The organism is Nocardiopsis sp. NPDC101807 (genome assembly GCF_044766605.1).
Taxonomy (GTDB): Bacteria; Actinomycetota; Actinomycetes; order Streptosporangiales; family Streptosporangiaceae; genus Nocardiopsis; species Nocardiopsis tropica.
This window is the reverse complement of sequence record NZ_JBIWMK010000010.1, coordinates 189,939-207,587: the sequence shown is the minus strand read 5'-3', so window position 1 is coordinate 207,587 and position 17,649 is coordinate 189,939. Positions and strand designations below refer to the sequence as shown.

The 17,649-nt window shown below is 72.3% G+C and carries 18 protein-coding genes; 10 read left to right on the top strand and 8 right to left on the bottom strand.

Annotated elements, in window-relative coordinates; genetic code table 11:
• Positions 1-116: 116 nt before the first annotated feature.
• From ACIRPH_RS27515 to ACIRPH_RS27505, 3 genes are all read right to left on the bottom strand, one after another.
• A complete protein-coding gene (locus tag ACIRPH_RS27515) occupies positions 117-317 on the bottom strand; it encodes a hypothetical protein (protein WP_402919413.1) in 201 nt (66 codons plus the stop codon).
• Between the two features lie 248 nt (positions 318-565).
• Positions 566-1,513: an EamA family transporter gene (locus ACIRPH_RS27510; protein ID WP_402919411.1), complete on the bottom strand. Its 948-nt coding sequence runs from the start codon at positions 1,511-1,513 to the stop codon at positions 566-568.
• An 11-nt stretch (positions 1,514-1,524) separates the two neighbouring features.
• The gene (locus ACIRPH_RS27505) at positions 1,525-1,956 is read right to left on the bottom strand and encodes a hypothetical protein (RefSeq protein WP_402919409.1); all 432 of its coding nucleotides are present in this window, start codon (positions 1,954-1,956) and stop codon (positions 1,525-1,527) included.
• Between the two features lie 131 nt (positions 1,957-2,087).
• Between ACIRPH_RS27505 and ACIRPH_RS27500 the strand changes: the two genes are divergently transcribed.
• The gene (locus ACIRPH_RS27500; RefSeq protein WP_402919407.1) at positions 2,088-2,774 is read left to right on the top strand and encodes an RICIN domain-containing protein; all 687 of its coding nucleotides are present in this window, start codon (positions 2,088-2,090) and stop codon (positions 2,772-2,774) included.
• A 175-nt stretch (positions 2,775-2,949) separates the two neighbouring features.
• Here ACIRPH_RS27500 and ACIRPH_RS27495 read toward each other — a convergent pair whose 3' ends face one another.
• The 3 genes from ACIRPH_RS27495 to ACIRPH_RS27485 all read right to left on the bottom strand — a co-directional run bounded on the left by ACIRPH_RS27495 (position 2,950) and on the right by ACIRPH_RS27485 (position 5,597).
• Positions 2,950-3,747: an inositol monophosphatase family protein gene (locus tag ACIRPH_RS27495; RefSeq protein WP_402919405.1), complete on the bottom strand. Its 798-nt coding sequence runs from the start codon at positions 3,745-3,747 to the stop codon at positions 2,950-2,952.
• Between the two features lie 66 nt (positions 3,748-3,813).
• A complete protein-coding gene (locus tag ACIRPH_RS27490) occupies positions 3,814-4,659 on the bottom strand; it encodes an ABC transporter permease (RefSeq protein WP_402919403.1) in 846 nt (281 codons plus the stop codon).
• The gene (locus ACIRPH_RS27485; protein ID WP_402919401.1) at positions 4,656-5,597 is read right to left on the bottom strand and encodes an ABC transporter ATP-binding protein; all 942 of its coding nucleotides are present in this window, start codon (positions 5,595-5,597) and stop codon (positions 4,656-4,658) included. The genes ACIRPH_RS27490 and ACIRPH_RS27485 overlap by 4 nt, the downstream gene beginning before the upstream one ends.
• A gap of 297 nt (positions 5,598-5,894) precedes the next feature.
• Between ACIRPH_RS27485 and ACIRPH_RS27480 the strand changes: the two genes are divergently transcribed.
• The 8 genes from ACIRPH_RS27480 to ACIRPH_RS27445 are packed head-to-tail and all read left to right on the top strand — an operon-like array spanning position 5,895 to position 12,554.
• Complete coding sequence (locus ACIRPH_RS27480; RefSeq protein WP_402919399.1) at positions 5,895-6,671, top strand: helix-turn-helix transcriptional regulator; 777 nt, start codon at positions 5,895-5,897, stop codon at positions 6,669-6,671.
• Positions 6,672-6,690: 19 nt separating this feature from the next.
• The gene (gene sufB / locus ACIRPH_RS27475; protein ID WP_402919397.1) at positions 6,691-8,103 is read left to right on the top strand and encodes a Fe-S cluster assembly protein SufB; all 1,413 of its coding nucleotides are present in this window, start codon (positions 6,691-6,693) and stop codon (positions 8,101-8,103) included.
• 1 nt (position 8,104) lies between these two features.
• The gene (gene sufD / locus ACIRPH_RS27470; RefSeq protein ID WP_402919573.1) at positions 8,105-9,265 is read left to right on the top strand and encodes a Fe-S cluster assembly protein SufD; all 1,161 of its coding nucleotides are present in this window, start codon (positions 8,105-8,107) and stop codon (positions 9,263-9,265) included.
• Complete coding sequence (locus tag ACIRPH_RS27465) at positions 9,258-9,593, top strand: non-heme iron oxygenase ferredoxin subunit (RefSeq protein WP_330162110.1); 336 nt, start codon at positions 9,258-9,260, stop codon at positions 9,591-9,593. The genes sufD and ACIRPH_RS27465 overlap by 8 nt, the downstream gene beginning before the upstream one ends.
• Positions 9,594-9,602: 9 nt before the next feature.
• On the top strand, positions 9,603-10,364 hold the full coding sequence (gene sufC / locus ACIRPH_RS27460) for a Fe-S cluster assembly ATPase SufC (protein WP_402919395.1): 762 nt from the start codon (positions 9,603-9,605) through the stop codon (positions 10,362-10,364).
• 3 nt (positions 10,365-10,367) lie between these two features.
• Positions 10,368-11,669 carry a cysteine desulfurase gene (locus ACIRPH_RS27455; protein ID WP_402919393.1) on the top strand — a complete coding sequence of 434 codons (1,302 nt, stop codon included), beginning with the start codon at positions 10,368-10,370 and terminating at the stop codon, positions 11,667-11,669.
• 19 nt (positions 11,670-11,688) lie between these two features.
• Positions 11,689-12,165, top strand: a complete 477-nt coding sequence (gene sufU / locus ACIRPH_RS27450) for a Fe-S cluster assembly sulfur transfer protein SufU (RefSeq protein ID WP_402919391.1) — start codon at positions 11,689-11,691, stop codon at positions 12,163-12,165.
• Entirely contained in the window at positions 12,165-12,554 is a 390-nt protein-coding gene (locus ACIRPH_RS27445; protein ID WP_402919389.1) for a metal-sulfur cluster assembly factor, read from the top strand. The genes sufU and ACIRPH_RS27445 overlap by 1 nt, the downstream gene beginning before the upstream one ends.
• A gap of 150 nt (positions 12,555-12,704) precedes the next feature.
• Here ACIRPH_RS27445 and ACIRPH_RS27440 read toward each other — a convergent pair whose 3' ends face one another.
• Together ACIRPH_RS27440 and ACIRPH_RS27435 are read right to left on the bottom strand one after the other, a co-directional pair.
• Positions 12,705-13,463 carry a DUF2470 domain-containing protein gene (locus tag ACIRPH_RS27440; protein WP_402919387.1) on the bottom strand — a complete coding sequence of 253 codons (759 nt, stop codon included), beginning with the start codon at positions 13,461-13,463 and terminating at the stop codon, positions 12,705-12,707.
• Positions 13,464-13,636: 173 nt separating this feature from the next.
• Positions 13,637-15,997 carry a hypothetical protein gene (locus ACIRPH_RS27435; protein WP_402919385.1) on the bottom strand — a complete coding sequence of 787 codons (2,361 nt, stop codon included), beginning with the start codon at positions 15,995-15,997 and terminating at the stop codon, positions 13,637-13,639.
• Between the two features lie 744 nt (positions 15,998-16,741).
• On the opposite strand from ACIRPH_RS27435, the gene ACIRPH_RS27430 reads away from it, so the two are divergent.
• Positions 16,742-17,635, top strand: coding sequence for an SGNH/GDSL hydrolase family protein (locus ACIRPH_RS27430; RefSeq protein WP_402919572.1), 894 nt, complete (start codon positions 16,742-16,744; stop codon positions 17,633-17,635).
• Positions 17,636-17,649 lie beyond the last annotated feature (14 nt).

Sequence of the window (17,649 nt, the reverse complement as noted above, 5' to 3'; positions counted from 1 at the left end):
CGGGGCGGGGGGGGGGCGGGCGGGGGGCCCCCCCCCCCCCGGGGGGGGGGGGGGGGGGGCGCCCCGGCCCCCCCGGACCGCTCCCCCGAACCGGGGACCGGTTCAGGAGACAGGCATTAGCGGTTGTAGTTCGCGATGCACTGGTTGAGCAGGTTCAGGTCCAGGTTGATCAGACCGAGGAAGCTCTGCTGGCTGGTGCAGGCCTCGTACGCCTCGACGTGCGAACCCTTCTCGCCTGCAAGGGCGGCCCCGGTGCCCATGCCGAGGAGTCCGGCGGCGAACAGAGCGGTCATGGTGATCTTGGCAGCGGTGCGCATTGCTTCCCTTTCGAGAGCGAATATTCGAAGAGGTCGGCCGACCCACCAGGACTGATAACCGTTTGATCACGGTTGGAAACGCAGAGTAGTCAACCAGGTTCTCCGGGATGAGGTCGCGAGGGGTCGCCGTGGCCACTACCTTGTCAGTGTTTCAGCAGCTCAAGCCACGGTTTTCGTAAATAATTACGAGAGGTGGCCGGCAACTGAAAATCTTGACAGGTGAACCAGGTCGTACCGCCGTGCGGGTCTCAACCCCGCCGGCGGTCTCCCGGCGGCGGGGGCGGGGCCGGCGAGTCGTCGCGCGTCCGTCCGCCGCGCTCACGGGCGGACGTGCGGGTGGAGCCGGCGCTGGCGACGATCACGCACCCCACCGCGAACCACTGCCAGAGCGAGAGCAGCTCGCCCAGCAGCACGAGCCCCACCACCGCGGCCGCGGCGGGCTGCAGGCTCATCAGCACGCCGAACACCCGGGGCGGCATCCGGCGCAGGGCGTTCAGTTCCAGGGTGTAGGGGACGATCGAGGAGAGCACGCCCACCACCAGGCCGAACAGCAGCAGCCGCCAGTCCAGCAGGGCGGCGCCCCCCTCCGCGATCCCGGCCGGGGCCATGATCACCACGCCGACCACGCTGGCGAACGCCAGTCCGGAGGCGCCGCTGAAACGCTGCCCCGTCGCCGCGCTGAGCAGGATGTACCCCGCCCACGCCACCGCCGCGAGCACCGCGAACAGGAGGCCCAGCGGGTCCATGGAGCCCGACTCCAGGCCGAGCGCCACCACGCCCAGCCCGGCCAGTCCGGCCCACAGCAGGTCGATCCTGCGCCGTGAGCCCAGGATCGCGATGGCCAGAGGGCCGAGGTACTCGATCGTCACCGCGATCCCCAGCGGGATGCGCGCGAACGCCTGGTAGATGAGGAAGTTCATCATCGCCAGGGCGACGCCGTAGCCGACCACCACCAGCCAGTCGGTCCGGCTGCGGGCCCGGAGGGCCGGACGGACCAGCAGGACCAGGAGCACCGCCGAGGTGAGCAGCCGCAGCCACACGACGGCGGCCGGGGGAAGCTCCTCGAACAGGTTCTTGGCCACGCCCGCGCCGGTCTGCACGGAGACGATGCTGACCATCACCAGCCAGACCGGCGGTATCGCCTCCGCCGCGGTCCGCAGGGAGAAGGGTTCCTTGGGGGTGGCCGGGATGCTCATGGGTATTCATCCTACGTTTTCGGTTCTCCGCTCGGCCGTCCGCCCTCGCCCCGGCGGTCCTCCGGCTCCGCGGTCCCCGCGGGCACGCGCGGCCGACGGGGTCGCGCACCCGCCCCGGCGGTCGGGACCACGGGCGGGACGGCGGGCGGGCGGTGGATCACGGCGGTCAGGACCAGCAGCCAGGCCACCACCACGACCAGGGGCTGGAGCAGGGTCATGACCAGGCCGAACACCGTCCTCTCCGCCTGGTCGGTGAGGATCTGCAACCCGATCCACAGGAACGGCAGCGCCGCCGCCACGAGGTTCGTCACCAGGGCGGCCCAGACCAGTCCCCGGCGGGCGGGCGGGCGCCACACCAGCAGTGCGCCGCCCGCCACGAGCAGCATGAGCGGCGGTCCGAGGTACCGGACCGCGATGAACCAGGGGACTCCGATGGCTTCCATGGCGGGACCCTATCGAGGACCGCCGGGGGCCGACCGAGGGCGAACGTGCGCGAAGTGCCTCAAGTGGTGTCAAATAGTGCGGGGCCGTGGCCGACACGACCCTCACCCGTCGCCCGCTGGAGTGTCCTCACATGTCCCGACGCCGAGCCCGCAGCGCCTCCCGTGCCCAGGAACGGCACGTGCCGACCTGGCCGGTCTTCGTCGGAGCGCTGGCGCTCGTCCTCGTCGCCGCCATCGGCGGCTACACGGGCGGCCTCCTCGCCGCCGGAGAACCGGAGGAGCCGGGGATGGACGTGGTCTCGGGCATCCTCGCCGAGCCCTCCGGCGCGCCGGAGGAGACCGGGGAGCCCGAGGAGGAGGAAGAGGAGTACGTCCACCCCGCCGGGATGGACCCCGCGCGCGCCTACGTCCTCCAGAACGTGCACGGCGACCGCGTCGCCGACGTCGCGGGCGCCTCCACCGACAACGGGGCCCCCGTCCACCTATGGGACCGCCACGACGCGGAGAACCAGCAGTGGAGGTTCGTCCCGCTCGACGAGCAGGGCTTCTACGAGATCGAGGGCGTCGGCAGCGGAAAGGTCCTGGAGGTCGCGGCCGACCCCGCGCAGCCCGCCGCCACGCTGCTCACCCGCACCGGGGCGCCCAACCAGCACTGGTCGCTGGACGAGGTCGGCAGCGGGGTCGTCCGGCTGGTCAACCGGGCCACGGGCCGCGCCCTCGAAGGGCAGGGCGGTGCGCCCGACAACGGCACGGCGGTCGTCCAGGCTCCCGACGGCTCCCACGCCCACCAGCAGTGGCGCCTGCTCCCCATGGGCTGACCCGGGACGGGCCCCCGCCGCCGGGACGGGCCCCGCTCGCGAACGCGCGCGCCCGTGCAGCGTGGCCGGACGCGGGTTCCCGGAGACGGGCCGCTCCCGCACGTGCGGAGGCCCCCGGTCGTGGGCCGGTGCGCGGGAACCCGGTCCGAGGCCCCCGGAAGGCCCCGGCCCGGGCTCAGCCGAGGAGGAGCGACCGGGCGGTCTTCCAGCACTCGCCGTCGGAGGCGCACAGCAGGCCCACGGCGTCGTCCCCCGGACGGTACTCGCCGCCGTCCGGGCGCAGGCACACGCCTCCGGCCTCGGTCAGCATCAGGGAGCCGGGGGCGTGGTCCCAGGGCATGGTCCTGTGGAACAGCAGGAAGTCCTGTCCGCCCTCGAACAGGAGCGGGTAGTCCACCCCGACGCAGTGCGAGCCCGGACCCATGGACGCGAAGCGGGGGGCGGCCTCGTCCACGCGCCGCCTCGCGGCGGGGTCGAGGAACCGCGTCGCGGCCGAGCCGTGCAGGCGGGCCGGGTCGGCCGGCGCGGGCTCCCGGCGCACCCTCACGCCGTCGCGCCAGGTGCCGGACCCGCGCTCCGCGACGTAGACCCGGTCCTCGGTGGGGCGCAGGATCCACGCCGCGACGGTCTCGCCGTGGCGCACCAGGGCGGCCATCACCGCGAAGCGCGTGTCGCCCCGGACGAAGTTGCGGGTTCCGTCGACCGGGTCGACCAGCCACGCCACGGGCTCCCCGTACAGGGCCCGGAGCAGGCCGGGGTCGTCCGAGGCGGCCTCCTCGCCCACGACCGGCGCCGCGACGACGCCGCGCAGGCGGGCGCCGATCAGCTCCTCGGCCTCGCGGTCGGCGACGGTGACGAGCTCGCCCGGGGCCTTCTCGGTGACCTCGCCCTCGGACAGGGAGCGGAAGCGGGGGAGGACCGCCGCCTCCGCCGCCTCACGGAGGATCTCGGTGACCGCGTCGACGTCGAGCATGCGCCCCATCCTAGGAGCGGCGGGCGCGGGCGCGGGGAGCGCCCCTCCCGGAGAGGCCCGCGGGCCTCACTCCCAGCGGAAGAGGCGGCTGGCGAGCAGTCCGCAGACGAGGGCCCACACGGCCAGGACCGCGAACGCGCCCCAGCCCGGCAGGGACCCGTCCGCGAGGACGGCCCGCAGGCCCGAGCTGAGGGCGGTGACCGGCAGGAGCGAGGCGGCCTGCTCCAGCGGCGCGGGGAAGCTGCTGGTCGGGAACAGCACCCCGCCCAGCCCGAGCATCAGCACGTACACCAGGTTGGCCCCGGCCAGGGTCGCCTCCGCCCGCAGGGTGCCGGCCATGAGCAGGCCGAGCGAGCTGAACGCCGCGGTCGCCAGCAGCACCAGGGCGACCGCCGAGAGCACGCCCGCCGGGTCGAGGCCGGGGGACCAGCCCAGGGCCAGCGCCACCGTGCACAGCAGCGCGATCTGGATGGCCTGCACGCCCAGGACGGCCAGCGTCTTGGCGGCCAGGAGGCCGAACCGGGACAGCGGCGTCGCCCCCAGGCGCTTCAGCACCCCGTAGCGCCGCTCGAAACCGGTGCCGATGGCCAGGCCGGTGAACGACGTCGACATCACCGCCAGTGCCAGGACCCCCGGCGTGAGGGCGTCGACCCGCGGGCCCGGGCCCACGTCCAGGACCGAGGTGAGGCTGAAGCCCACCAGCAGGAGGACGGGGATGACCATGGTCAGCAGGAACTGCTCGCCGTGGCGGAGCATCACCCGCAGTTCCATGCGGGCCTGCGAGGCGATCATCCGCCACATCGGCGCGGCCCCGGGCGCAGGGGTGAACAGCGAGGCGCCGCCGTCCCGGGAGGGGGCGGTCGGGGCGGCGTCGGCGGCCCGCGTGGTGGTGCTGGAGGTGTGCTCGGTCATTGGTCGCGCAGTTCCCGGCCCGTGAGTTCGAGGAAGACGTCTTCGAGGGTACGCCGTCGCACGCGCAGGTCCTCGGCGAGGACGCCGGCCGACGCGCACCATGCGGTGACCGTGGCCAGGAACTCCGGACCGAGCGCGGCGGCGTCGTCGGTGGTGACCACGTACTCGTGGCGGCCGTCCGCGGCGGCGCCGCCGGCGACCCTGCTGCCCTCGGGCAGGGCGGCCAGGAGCGCGGAGGCGTCCACCGGCGCGCTGGAGAAGCACACCTCGCGGCGCCCCCCGGTGAGCGCGGCCGGCGCGCCCTCGGCGACCACGGCGCCGCGGTCGATGATGACCACGTGGTCGGCCAGCCGTTCGGCCTCCTCCATGTGGTGGGTGCTCAGGATGACCGCCACGCCCGCCTCGCGCAGGGCCGACACCAGGTCCCAGGTGGCCATGCGCGCCTGCGGGTCCAGGCCCGCCGTCGGCTCGTCCAGGAACACCAGCTCGGGCCGTCCGACCAGGGCGCAGGCCAGGGAGAGGCGCTGCTGCTGTCCGCCGGACAGGCGGCGGAAGGGGGTGGCGGCCACCGAGTTCAGGCCCAGCCGCTCCATGAGGACCCCGGGGGCGATCGGGCTGGCGTGGAAGGAGGCCATCAGGTTCAGCCACTCCGCCGCGCGGGCGCCGGTGGGGACCCCGCCGGACTGGGGCATCACCCCGACGCGGGGCTTGAGGGCGGTGGCGTCGGCCACGGGGTCCAGGCCCAGGACCCGGACCCGTCCGCCGTCGGCGCGGCGGAAGCCCTCGCAGATCTCGATGGTGCTCGTCTTGCCCGCCCCGTTGGGTCCGAGCAGGGCCGTCACCGCCCCCCGCCGCGCGCTGAACGTGAGGCCGGAGACTGCGGTGGTGGCGCCGTAGCGCTTGACCAGGTCGACGACCTCGACCGCGGCTGTGTCCATGGGGCCTGAGTTTACGTGCGGCCGGGCGGGGCCCTTCACCGCCCCGCTCGGGGGAGGAGCCGCCGAAAACTCGGGTTGTCCACATGTTGGTCATGCTGTACCGGAATGTGGTCAATCCGGGCCGTTCCTGCCCCTCGCGCGGTGACGACCTCGGGTTTCGGGCGCATGAATCCGCTGTTAGGCAAGCCTGACCTTCGTGATGAAGGGCATGAGGCGGCGTTTGCCTCAACGGACTTATTTAGGCCACACTGATGTTGTCAAAACCACGAGCCGCGTACGACCAGGGAGGGGAGAGCCGTGCCCGAGGCGACCAGTGTGCCCCGTGCCCTGGCCGGACCCGAACGCGGGGCCGAGACCGGCACCCGCGCCCGCGTCGCGCGGCTCATCCTGGAGAAGGGCCCGATCACCGCATCCTCCCTGGGGGAGCGGCTCGGACTCACTCCGGCGGCGATCCGCCGCCACCTCGACAACCTGACCTGCGAGGGCATGGTCGAGGCCCGCGACGCCCGGCCCCACGGCGGACGGCGCCGCAGGGGCAGGCCCGCCAAGGTCTTCGCCATCACCGAGGCCGGGCGGGACGCCTTCGTCCACGCCTACGACGACCTCGCCACCAGCGCGCTCCGCTTCCTGGCGGAGACCGCCGGGGACGGGGCCGTCGGCGAGTTCGCCCGCAGTCAGGTCGCCGATCTGGAGAGGCGCTACAGGCCCCTGCTGGACGCGGTCCCCCCGGAACAGCGCGTCCGGCTGCTGGCCGAGGCACTCTCCAACGACGGCTACGCCGCCACCGCGGGCCGGGCGCCCGCACCCGGGGGCGGCGACCAGCTGTGCCAACACCACTGCCCGGTCGCCCACGTGGCCGCGGAGTTCCCGCAGCTCTGCGAAGCCGAGGTCGAGGCCTTCTCACGACTTCTGGGCACCCCGGTGCGCAGGTTGGCCACCATCGCCCACGGCGACGGTGTGTGCACCACGCACGTCACCCCTCGGGGCGACGTGGCGGGCGGGGACAGCCAAACCCCCGCGTCAGAGGCCATCCGCCAGGGGGCGGGCGGCTCAGTTCACCACAAGGACGCCTGAGTCCTGGAGGAGTCCGCGCATGACGTCTATCGCGCATCCCGAGCTCGAAGGGATCGGAAACTATGAGTTCGGCTGGGCCGACTCCGACACGGCCGGTGCAACCGCCCGCCGTGGCCTGAACGAGGAGGTCGTCCGCGACATCTCCTCGAAGAAGGACGAGTCGGAGTGGATGACCAAGCTCCGGCTCAAGTCCCTCAAGCTCTTCGACAAGAAGCCCATGCCCAACTGGGGCGCGGACCTGTCCAAGATCGACTTCGACAACATCAAGTACTTCGTGCGGTCCACGGAGAAGCAGGCCACCTCCTGGGAGGACCTGCCCGAGGACATCAAGAACACCTACGACCGGCTCGGCATCCCCGAGGCGGAGAAGCAGCGCCTGGTCGCCGGTGTCGCCGCGCAGTACGAGTCCGAGGTCGTCTACCACCAGATCCGCGAGGACCTGGAGGAGCAGGGTGTCATCTTCCTCGACACCGACACCGCCCTCAAGGAGCACCCGGAGATCTTCGAGGAGTACTTCGGCACGGTGATCCCGCCCGGCGACAACAAGTTCGCCGCGCTCAACACCGCGGTGTGGAGCGGCGGGTCCTTCATCTACGTGCCCAAGAACGTGCACGTCGAGATCCCGCTCCAGGCCTACTTCCGGATCAACACCGAGAACATGGGCCAGTTCGAGCGGACGCTGATCATCGTCGACGAGGGCGCCTACGTCCACTACGTCGAGGGCTGCACCGCGCCGATCTACAAGTCGGACTCGCTGCACTCCGCGGTCGTCGAGATCATCGTCAAGAAGAACGCCCGCTGCCGGTACACGACCATCCAGAACTGGTCGAACAACGTCTTCAACCTGGTCACCAAGCGCGCCATCGCCGAAGAGGGCGCGACCATGGAGTGGATCGACGGCAACATCGGCTCCCAGGTGACCATGAAGTACCCGGCCGTGTACCTCATGGGCGAGCACGCCAAGGGCGAGACCCTGTCCATCGCCTTCGCGGGCGAGGGCCAGCACCAGGACACCGGTTCCAAGATGGTGCACTGCGCCCCCAACACCTCGTCCACCATCGTCTCGAAGTCGGTGGCACGCGGCGGGGGCCGCGCCTCCTACCGGGGCCTGGTGCAGGTGCAGGAGGGCGCGCACAACGCCAAGTCCTCCGTCAAGTGCGACGCGCTGCTGATCGACACCGTCAGCCGCTCGGACACCTACCCCTACAACGACCTGCGCGAGGACGACGCCGAGCTCGCGCACGAGGCGACCGTCTCCAAGGTCAGCGAGGACCAGCTCTTCTACCTGATGAGCCGGGGCATGAACGAGGACGAGGCCATGGCCATGATCGTGCGCGGGTTCGTCGAGCCCATCGCGCGCGAGCTGCCCATGGAGTACGCGCTGGAACTGAACCGGCTGATCGAGCTTCAGATGGAAGGAGCGGTTGGTTAAGTTGACCGGCCCCAGCATCGAACCCAAGGCCCACAGCCACGGCCTCGGGGACATCCCGTTCTCCAAGTTGGCGACCCACGGGTCCTTCGACGTGAACGACTTCCCCGTCCCCAACGGCCGCGAGGAGGAGTGGCGCTTCACGCCGGTCCGCCGCCTCAAGGGCCTGCACGACGGCACCGCCGTCGCCGACGGCGCCGACAAGCTCGACATCGACGCCCCCGAGGGCGTCACCGTCGAGACGGTCGGCCGCGGCGACGCCCGGCTCGGCACCGCGGGCTTCCCCGCCGACCGTGTGACCGCCCAGGCCTACACCTCCTTCGAGGAGGCCACGGTCGTCACGGTCACCCGGGGCAAGGCCCTGGAGCGGCCGGTCGTCATCTCCCGGGAGGCCCAGGGCGGCACCCGCTTCGACCAGTACGTCATCGACGTCGAGCCGCTGGCCGAGGCGATCGTCGTCCTCAACCAGACCGGTACGGGCGTCCGTGCGGGCAGCGTGGACATCCACGTCGCCGAGGGCGCGCGCCTGACCCTGATCAGCGTGCAGGACTGGGACCGCGACGCCGTCGACGTGTCCCAGCACAACGCCCAGGTCGCCAAGGACGCCACGTTCAAGTCGATCGTGGTCACCCTCGGCGGCGACGTGGTCCGGCTCTCCCCGAAGGTGGCCTACAAGGGGCGCGGCGCCAACGCCGAGCTCCACGGCCTCTACTTCACCGGCGACGGCCAGCACCACGAGCACCGCTCACTCATCGACCACAACATGTCCAACACCCGCTCCCGGGTGGAGTACAAGGGTGCGCTGAGCGGCAAGGGCGCGCACGCCGTGTGGATCGGCGACGTGATCATCGGCGAGGGCACCACCGGCACCGACTCGTACGAGCACAACCGCAACCTCCAGCTCACCGACGAGACCCGCGTCGACTCGGTGCCCAACCTGGAGATCTTCACCGGCGAGGTGGAGGGCGCCGGGCACGCCGCCGCCAGCGGCCGCCTCGACGACATCCACCTGTTCTACCTCCGCTCGCGCGGTATCCCGGAGGACGAGGCCCGCCGCCTGGTCATCCGCGGCTACTTCCTCGAGCTGATCAACCGCATCCCGGTCGATGAGCTGCGCGAGGGCATCATGGCCAAGGTCGAGCGCAAGCTGGCCGAGCATGAGTGAGGGCGGTCGCTGGGTGAAGGTCGCCGAGCTCGCCGAGATCCCCGAGGAGGGGGTCCTCGGCATCGAGACCGACGACGAGACGCCCATCGCGCTGGTCCGCTCCGAGGGCGAGGTGTTCGCCGTGCGGGACGTGTGCTCGCACGCCGAGGTCCGCCTGTCGGAGGGCGAGGTCGAGGACGGCACCATCGAGTGCTGGCTCCACGGCTCCTGCTTCGACCTGCGTTCGGGGGCGCCGATCAACCCGCCCGCGACCCAGCCGGTTCCCACCTACGACGTGAAGATCGACGGCGACGACGTGCTCGTGTCGTTGGACGAGAAGAATTCCTGAGGCTTTGACATGACGAAGTTCGAAATCCGCGGTCTGCGCGCCGACGTCCTCATCGGTGAGGACGAGAGGCAGGAGATCCTCAAGGGCGTCGACCTCACCATCAACTCCGGTGAGACCCACGCCATCATGGGGCCGAACGGCTCCGGCAAGTCCACCCTGGCCTACGCGATCGCCGGCCACCCGCGCTACGAGATCACCGAGGGCGAGGTGCTCATCGACGGGGAGAACATCCTCGACATGAGCGTGGACGAGCGCGCCCGCGCCGGCGTCTTCCTGGCCATGCAGTACCCGGTCGAGGTCCCCGGCGTGTCCATGTCCAACTTCCTGCGCAGCTCCGTCACGGCGGTGCGCGGCGAGGCCCCCAAGCTCCGGCAGTTCTCCAAGGAGCTCCAGGGCGCGATGAAGGACCTGTCCATCGACTCGGCCTTCGCCGCCCGCGGCGTCAACGAGGGCTTCTCCGGCGGTGAGAAGAAGCGCCACGAGATCCTCCAGCTGGAGCTCCTCAAGCCCAAGGTCGCGATCCTGGACGAGACCGACTCCGGCCTGGACGTCGACGCGCTCAAGGTGGTCTCCGAGGGCGTCAACCGCGCCAAGGCCGGCGGTGAGATGGGCGTCATGCTCATCACGCACTACACCCGGATCCTCAACTACGTGAAGCCCGACTTCGTCCACGTCTTCGCCCAGGGCCGCATCGCCGAGTCCGGCGGTCCGGAGCTGGCCGACGTCCTGGAGTCCGAGGGCTACGAGCGCTTCGTGAAGGTGGGCGCGTAACCCATGACGACAGTCCGCGAGTTCGGTCGGGCCGGCGCGGGCCGGCTTGACGTCGCGGCGCTCCGGGAGGACTTCCCGATCCTCTCCCGGACCGTCCGCGACGGGCGCCCGCTGGTGTACCTCGACTCCGGGGCCACCTCGCAGAAGCCCCGCCAGGTGCTCGACGCCGAACGTGAGTTCTACGAACGCCACAACGCGGCGGTGCACCGTGGTGCGCACCAGCTCGCGGAGGAGGCGACCGACGCCTACGAGTCGGCCCGGGAGACCATCGCCCGGTTCATCGGCGGCGACGTCGGCGAGGTGGTGTTCACCAAGAACGCCACCGAGGCGATCAACCTGGTGGCGTACGCCATGGGCAACGCCGCCACCGCCGACGAGGGGCTGCGCAGCCTCCGGGTGGGCCCCGGCGACGAGGTCGTCGTCACCGAGATGGAGCACCACGCCAACCTGGTGCCCTGGCAGCAGCTCTGCCAGCGCACCGGGGCGACGCTGCGCTGGTTCCCGGTGACCGGGGACGGCCGCCTCGACCTGTCCGGCCTCGACGAACTGGTCAACGAGCGCACCCGCGTGGTCGCGTTCACGCACCAGTCCAACGTGCTGGGCACCGTCAACCCGGTGGCCCCCCTGGTCGCCCGTGCCCGCGAGGTCGGAGCGCTGACGGTCCTGGACGCCTGCCAGTCGGTCCCGCACATGCCGGTGGACGTCACCGAGCTGGGCGTCGACTTCCTGGCGTTCTCCGGGCACAAGATGCTCGGCCCCAACGGCATCGGCGTCCTGTGGGGGCGCCGGGAGCTGCTGGAGGCGATGCCGCCGTTCATCTCCGGCGGCTCGATGATCGGCGTCGTCCACATGGAGTACTCCACGTGGGCGGAACCGCCGCAGCGGTTCGAGGCCGGGGTGCCGATGGCCCCCCAGGCCGTCGCCCTGGCCGCGGCCTGCGACTACCTGTCGAAGGTGGGCATGGAGCGGGTCGCCGAGCACGAGCACGCGCTCACCGGGTACGCGCTCGAGCGGGTGGGGGCCCTGGAGGGCGTGCGCATCGTCGGTCCCACCGAGGCGGTGGACCGCGGCGGCGCGGTGTCGTTCGTCGTGGACGACATCCACCCGCACGACCTGGGCCAGGTGCTCGACGACCGGGGCGTGGAGGTCCGGGTGGGCCACCACTGCGCGTGGCCGCTGCACCGCAAGCTGGGCATCACCGCGAGCACGCGCGCGTCCTTCTACCTCTACAACACGCTGGAGGACGTGGACGCGCTGGTGGAGGCCATCAGGGCCGCGCAGAAGTTCTTCGGAACCCGGCCCTAGAGCGAGGAACAGCCTGACCATGCAGTTGGACGCGATGTACCAGGAGATCATCCTGGACCACTACCGGAACCCGCACCACAAGGGGCTGCGGGATCCGCACGACGCGGAGGCCCACCACATCAACCCCACCTGTGGGGACGAGGTGACGCTCCGCGTGGCGCTGACCCCGGCCGAGGGCACGGCCGGGCTCGACGAGAAGGCCGTCGTCAGCGACGTCTCCTACGAGGGGATGGGCTGTTCGATCAGCCAGGCCAGCACCTCGGTGCTGACCGACCTGCTGATCGGGCGGACGGTCGCCGAGGGCATGACCACCCTGGAGGCCTTCACGGAGCTGATGCAGTCCCGGGGCAAGGGTGAGCCCGACGAGGACGTCCTGGAGGACGCCGTGGCGTTCGCCGGGGTGTCCAAGTACCCCGCGCGCGTCAAGTGCGCGCTGCTGGGCTGGATGGCATGGAAGGACGCGGTGTCGCAGTCCTTGGAGAAGGAAGGCGTCTGATGAGCGAGAACGAGACGACGACGGCGGCCGAGGCCGCGGAGGCGTCCGAGGCCCCCGGAACCGCGCCCCTCTCCCCGGAGGCGGAGGCGCTGGCCGAGGAGATCGGCGAGGCGCTCAAGGACGTGATCGACCCCGAGCTGGGCGTGAACGTCGTCGACCTGGGCCTGCTGTACGGGGTGAACGCCGACGACCAGGTCATCACCCTGGACATGACGCTGACCAGCGCGGCGTGCCCCCTGACGGACGTGATCGAGGACCAGGCCAACAGCGCCCTCGACGAGTTCGAGCGCGAGGTCAGGATCAACTGGGTCTGGATGCCGCCGTGGGGTCCGGACAAGATCACCGACGACGGGCGGGACCAGCTGCGCATGCTGGGCTTCAACGTCTGAGGCGCGACGACCGACAGCGCGGCGGGCCGGGACCACGGGTCCCGGCCCGCCGCGTTCGCGTGTGGGGGCCGGGGACCTCTCGCGGGACCACGGGTCACGCTGGGGCCGCGTCCGCTTCCCCCGGGGCCGTGGAGGCGGTGCGGCCGCCCCTCAGGGCCCGCAGCGGTGGGGGAGGCCCGCCATGCCGTGGACCTCGGCCGCGACGTCGTGGGGGGTGTCCGCGGGTTTGCTGAAGGGGAGCCGGGCGTCGATGTCGCCCTCGGGCCCCTCGAAGCGGAGCGTGATCCCGTACCGGTCCACGCCCAGCGGCCGCGGTCGCCCGGGCGGCAGCGGCTCGGGGGAGCGCACGGCCATCGCGTGCAGGAGGTCGGGGTGGTCCTCCTCCAGGTGGCGCAGCCACTCGCCCTCCCGGCGTCCGAAGGGGCCGCCGCGCGCGCGGACGAACTCGTCCGTGCGCAGGAGGTGGCAGCCCTCGGTGTCGGAGTGGACCACCAGGTAGGGCTCCAGGGCCACCATCGTCCGTCCGTGGCCGATGTCGAGCAGCCGTTCGTCGGGATCGTCGCGCAGGACGCGGAGGGCGCGCAGGCGGGCCGTCGGGTGGTCCAGCCGGGTGAGGGTGCCGCTGATCCACAGGAGGGAGCGTGTGCGGTCGCGCAGGGGCACCGGGGCCGTGTCGGTGAACTCGACCGTGGCGGCGGTGGTGTGGCGGCCGACCCTCTCCAGGAGGAGGTGGCGGTCGGGGACCAGCAGGCTCACCGAACCGTTGGGGTGGATGTGACAGGCGGGTTCGTCGAGGTGGACGGTGTGGTCCCGGGTCGTCACGGTCACGGGGTTGGGACGGCCCAGGACCGACCGCGCGCGTTCGGCGGGCGGGGGAGCCAGGTGCTGGTACGTGGACAGGGGAACCACCTCGATTCATACTTAGGTGAGGCTAACCTATATGGTCTGACCCCTGGTGGGACACCCCCCCGGGCGCGCTTTTTCACGGGGCGGGGAGAACGGGCGCACGACGGGAGCCGCCCCGGGACGGAGGTCCCGGGGCGGCGAGGGCCGAAGGGGGCGGCGTGCGCCCCCGGCAGGGGTCAGTGCGCGGCGAACAGTCCCGAGCGCAGCTCCCCGGCGATGTCGTTGTCACCGCGCAGGTTCAGCAGGTCGATGAGGGACTGCGGGTCGGCGAGCGCGTCGTCGTCGTGGTCGGTGATGCGGCGCGACAGGATCTTGAGGGCCTCATCGGTGGAGGCGGGCGCCGTGTACCCGCTCAGGTGCAGGGCCCGGGCCGCGGGCGTGTACCCGCTCAGGTCCGTGGCGGGCAGCTTGCGCGCGTCCAGGCGGTCGCCGGCCACGGTGATGAACATGCGGTCGCCGGGCTGGGCGGCCTGGCGGCGCAGCAGCGGCCGCAGCGAGTCGAACGCGGGCTGGTCCCTCCAGACGAGGACCAGCAGGTCCGCGCCGGGCGCGGTCAGGCACAGCAGGCGGCCCGGCTGGAGCCCCAGGTGCGTGGCGTAGCCGTTGGGGACGGCCACGGGGGCGCCGTTGAGGTGGTCGGCGGTGATGTCGATGCGGTGCCACCAGCGCCCGTCCGGGGCGCGGAAGCACCGGGCGGCCATCGCCGGGTCGCTCGCGCCGGGGCGCGCCGCGGGGGCGTGCGAGGCGAGGACCGGCTGGAGGGCGGGGGCCGGGCCCCCGTGCGGGTGTCCGAGGAGCACGGGTCGGTGGGGTTCGAGGCCGGGGGGGACGAACACCGCGCCCGCCTGGTCGTGGGCGGCCCTCTGCCCGTGCTCCGGAAGGGCGGCGACGGGCTCGGGCTGCGCCGGGGCCGCGGGCCCGTCGACGCGTCGCCGGATCGGCAGCCCGTTCTCGGTGGTGGCGCCCGAGTCCTCCGGGGCGATGTGCCCCGGATGGCTGGTGGGAGCCTCCATCGGGACCGAGGCGTCGACGAACACGTGCCCGTCCCTCAGGCTCACCCCGGGGGTGCTCAGCAGCCAGGCGCGGAGCTCCTGCTGGCGGATGCCGATACGGCCGAGCCGCAGGCCGGCCTCGGTCATGTCGGGGGCGTCGCCCAGGAGTTCGCGGGTCTGCCAGCGCAGGCGGTTGGGGTCGTCGGCGATGAGCCAGCCGTTGTGCATGCGGCGGTCGGTGAACAGGGTGATGATGACCCGCCACAGGGGCGTGTTGAGGGTGGGCACGTCCACCGGGTGGTCGGGGTGCGCGTTGATCAGCCGGTCGATGGTGGTCGCGGACCCCAGCTGGTCGGACAGCTCGCGCATGTGCTTGGTGACCGCCGCGCCCTCGGGCGAGTTGAGCCAGCGCAGCAGGCGCTCCTCGACCTTGCGCTGGGCGCCGCGGATCTCGGTGACGTCCACCGCGATCTGCTCGGACAGCACGCGGATGCTGATGGGGTCGGTGGCGAAGAGGCGCTCGGCGGCGACCGTCCGCTCCAGGTCCGGCCAGGAGCGGAACATCTCCTCGACCAGGTCCACCAGGGGGTGCTGGCCCAGGGCCGGGGCCGGGGGGCGCTCCTCGACGTGGTCGGGCCGCATGGCCTTGGGCGGGCCGAAGCTGGGCCGGCGCAACGTGCGGCCGGGCCCCACCAGCGAACTGCGGAACTGGGAGCGCAGGTCGCCCGGGACCCCCGCGCGCCCGGCGCCGGCGGCCTCGGCGCCCTGCGCGGCGCCGGGGAGCATCGCGGCGGAGCTCACCATGCCGCTGGGCGCGGCGCCGCCGTGCCCGTTGACGGGCGCCTCCTCGGGGAAGGGCGCGTCGGCCCCCTCGCGCTCCTCGCGCTGGGCCCGCAGGGCGCGCAGGGTCCGGATGGCGCGGGTGGCGGGTGTCTGCGGCGGCGTCGAGCCGTGGCCGGCGGCCTCCGACACGTCGGCCGCGCCGTCGGCGCCCGTGGCCGCGCTCAGGTACTCCAGGGCGCTGCGCACGTGGTCCGGCACCGTGTCGGGGATCCAGTGCGCGATGGTGCGCACGGCCTCCAGCATCAGGGCGGGTGAGGGGGTCGGGCCGCCGGGCAGCTCGCAGCAGGGCTGGAGCGCCCGCCAGGCGACGGTGCTCACGACGTCGAGGACCCCGCATCCGGAGAGCGGCCACTCGCCGATCTCCTGGGGCGGGGTGGAGATGAGGCGTTCCCAGTCGCCCGCGGCGGCGGTGACGGCGCCGCGTACCGGCTCGGACAGGTCCGCGCAGCTCACCTGCTGGGTCCGCAGGCTCGGCAGGAACTCGGAGAGGGGCACGTGCCCCCACTGCTCGACCGCCAGGCGCGCGATGCCGTGGGCCAGCCACGGGGGGCCCGCGATGTCCAGGACGCGCGCGACCGGGAGCGAGTGCCACCAGCCGTCGATCAGCCGGTCATGGTGGAGAAGGGGTGCCACGTCCGGCGACCGCGACCACCGCAGGGCGGGAGCGAGGTCGACGAGGCAGATCGGAGAGACGGCGTTCATCCGCTGGGGACCTCGACCTCCTGGTGTCTGCACGTGAATTGGGGAGGAACCGCACGGGCCTTCGGTTCGATGCACCACAGTACGCGCCCTTCACCCGGACGGGGGCCGGACCGCGAACCGGTCCGGCGCCTCTCGGGTGGGCACGGCGAGCCGGGGGACAGGGGTGCCGTGAGCACTTCCCCGAGATCGTACGTGCCCCGGAGCCGCATGGGTACCCCCAGGTCGGCCCGGTCTGTGGCGACCCCGCCGTGACCGCGCCGTGTGACGACCGTGACAAGGGGGATCGGCGACGGCGGGACTCGCTACCGTGTGAGCTAGCTCATATGGGGCATGCGGCTCATATCGAACCGAGCAGTCGTTGTTATTCACTGTGCCGTCATACGCGCGCCCCCTCCGCGAAACAGGGGCGCGCGGCCGCCCGGGGAGAGGGGACGACCCGGAGCAGGCCGGAGGTCCCCAGGGTCAGGCGTTCCGACGCCGGTCGTGGGTATGCTGGTCGGGCACTGTCCTCGCCCGAACGACCTTCGGCCGGGTGGCCGCGCTCCGCGGCCGACCAGGGGTCGACGGTGTTCGGACCCGGGTCGGCGGTACACCGCGGCCCGTACCAGGATTCCGTTCCCGCGCACCCTCGGCGCTTCGTAGGCGTGGGACGGTCGAGCCGGATGATTGGTTGACGTGACAGACCTTGAGACGAATCCCCCAGCGGCCGCTCGCGCGAGCAGACCGGACGTCATCCGGTCGTTCGTGGCGATCGGCGACAGCATCACCGAGGGGATGGAAGACGACAGCGGCCCCAACGGCGAGTACCGCGGATTCGCGGACCGTCTCGCGGAGCACCTCGGCGCGATCTCCCCGGACTTCCGGTACGCCAACCTGGGTGTGCGGGGCCGTCGTATGCGCCACATCTTCGGCGAGCAGCTCGACCAGACGCTGGAGTGGAAGCCCGACCTGGTGACCGTCCTCGCGGGCGGCAACGACGTCCTGCGCCCCGGCGGCGACCTCGACCAGCTGGCCGAGCACTTCGAGTGGGGCATCCGCCGCCTGCGCGACGCCGGGATCCGCGTGGTGATCCTGTCGGGGCACGACACCGGCTGGATCCCCGTCCTGCGCTACTACCGCGGGCGCATCGCGGTCTTCAGCATGCACATGCGTGCCGTCGCCGAGCGCACCGGCACCGAGATCGTCGACCTGTGGGCGCTCAACGCCCTCACCGACTCCCGCGCGTGGAGCGACGACCGCCTGCACCTCAACGGGGCCGGCCACCAGATCGTCGCCGCCCGCATCGCCGACCTCCTCGGCTTCCCCATGGGGCCGCGCGAGTCGTGGACCGACCCGTGGAGCACGCCGCCCCAGCAGCTGCCCCGCATCCTGCGCCGCCGCGAGAACCGCCGCTGGGCCCGCCAGTACGGGGTGCCGTGGCTGCGGCGCCGCCTCATGGGCCGCTCCTCCGGGGACGGCCGTCTGCCCAAGCGTCCGGAGCTGGAGTACCTGCACGACGAGGCCACCCGAGCCCGGATCGCCAGGGAGATGGAGGAGGGCGGGATCCTGGAGTCGGACTACGACGCGTACGCCGCGGGCGAGGGCGCCGCCCCCACCAGCAGCCCCTCGGGAACCAAGGGCCCGGACCCCGTGGACTGAGCCGTGGCACGGCC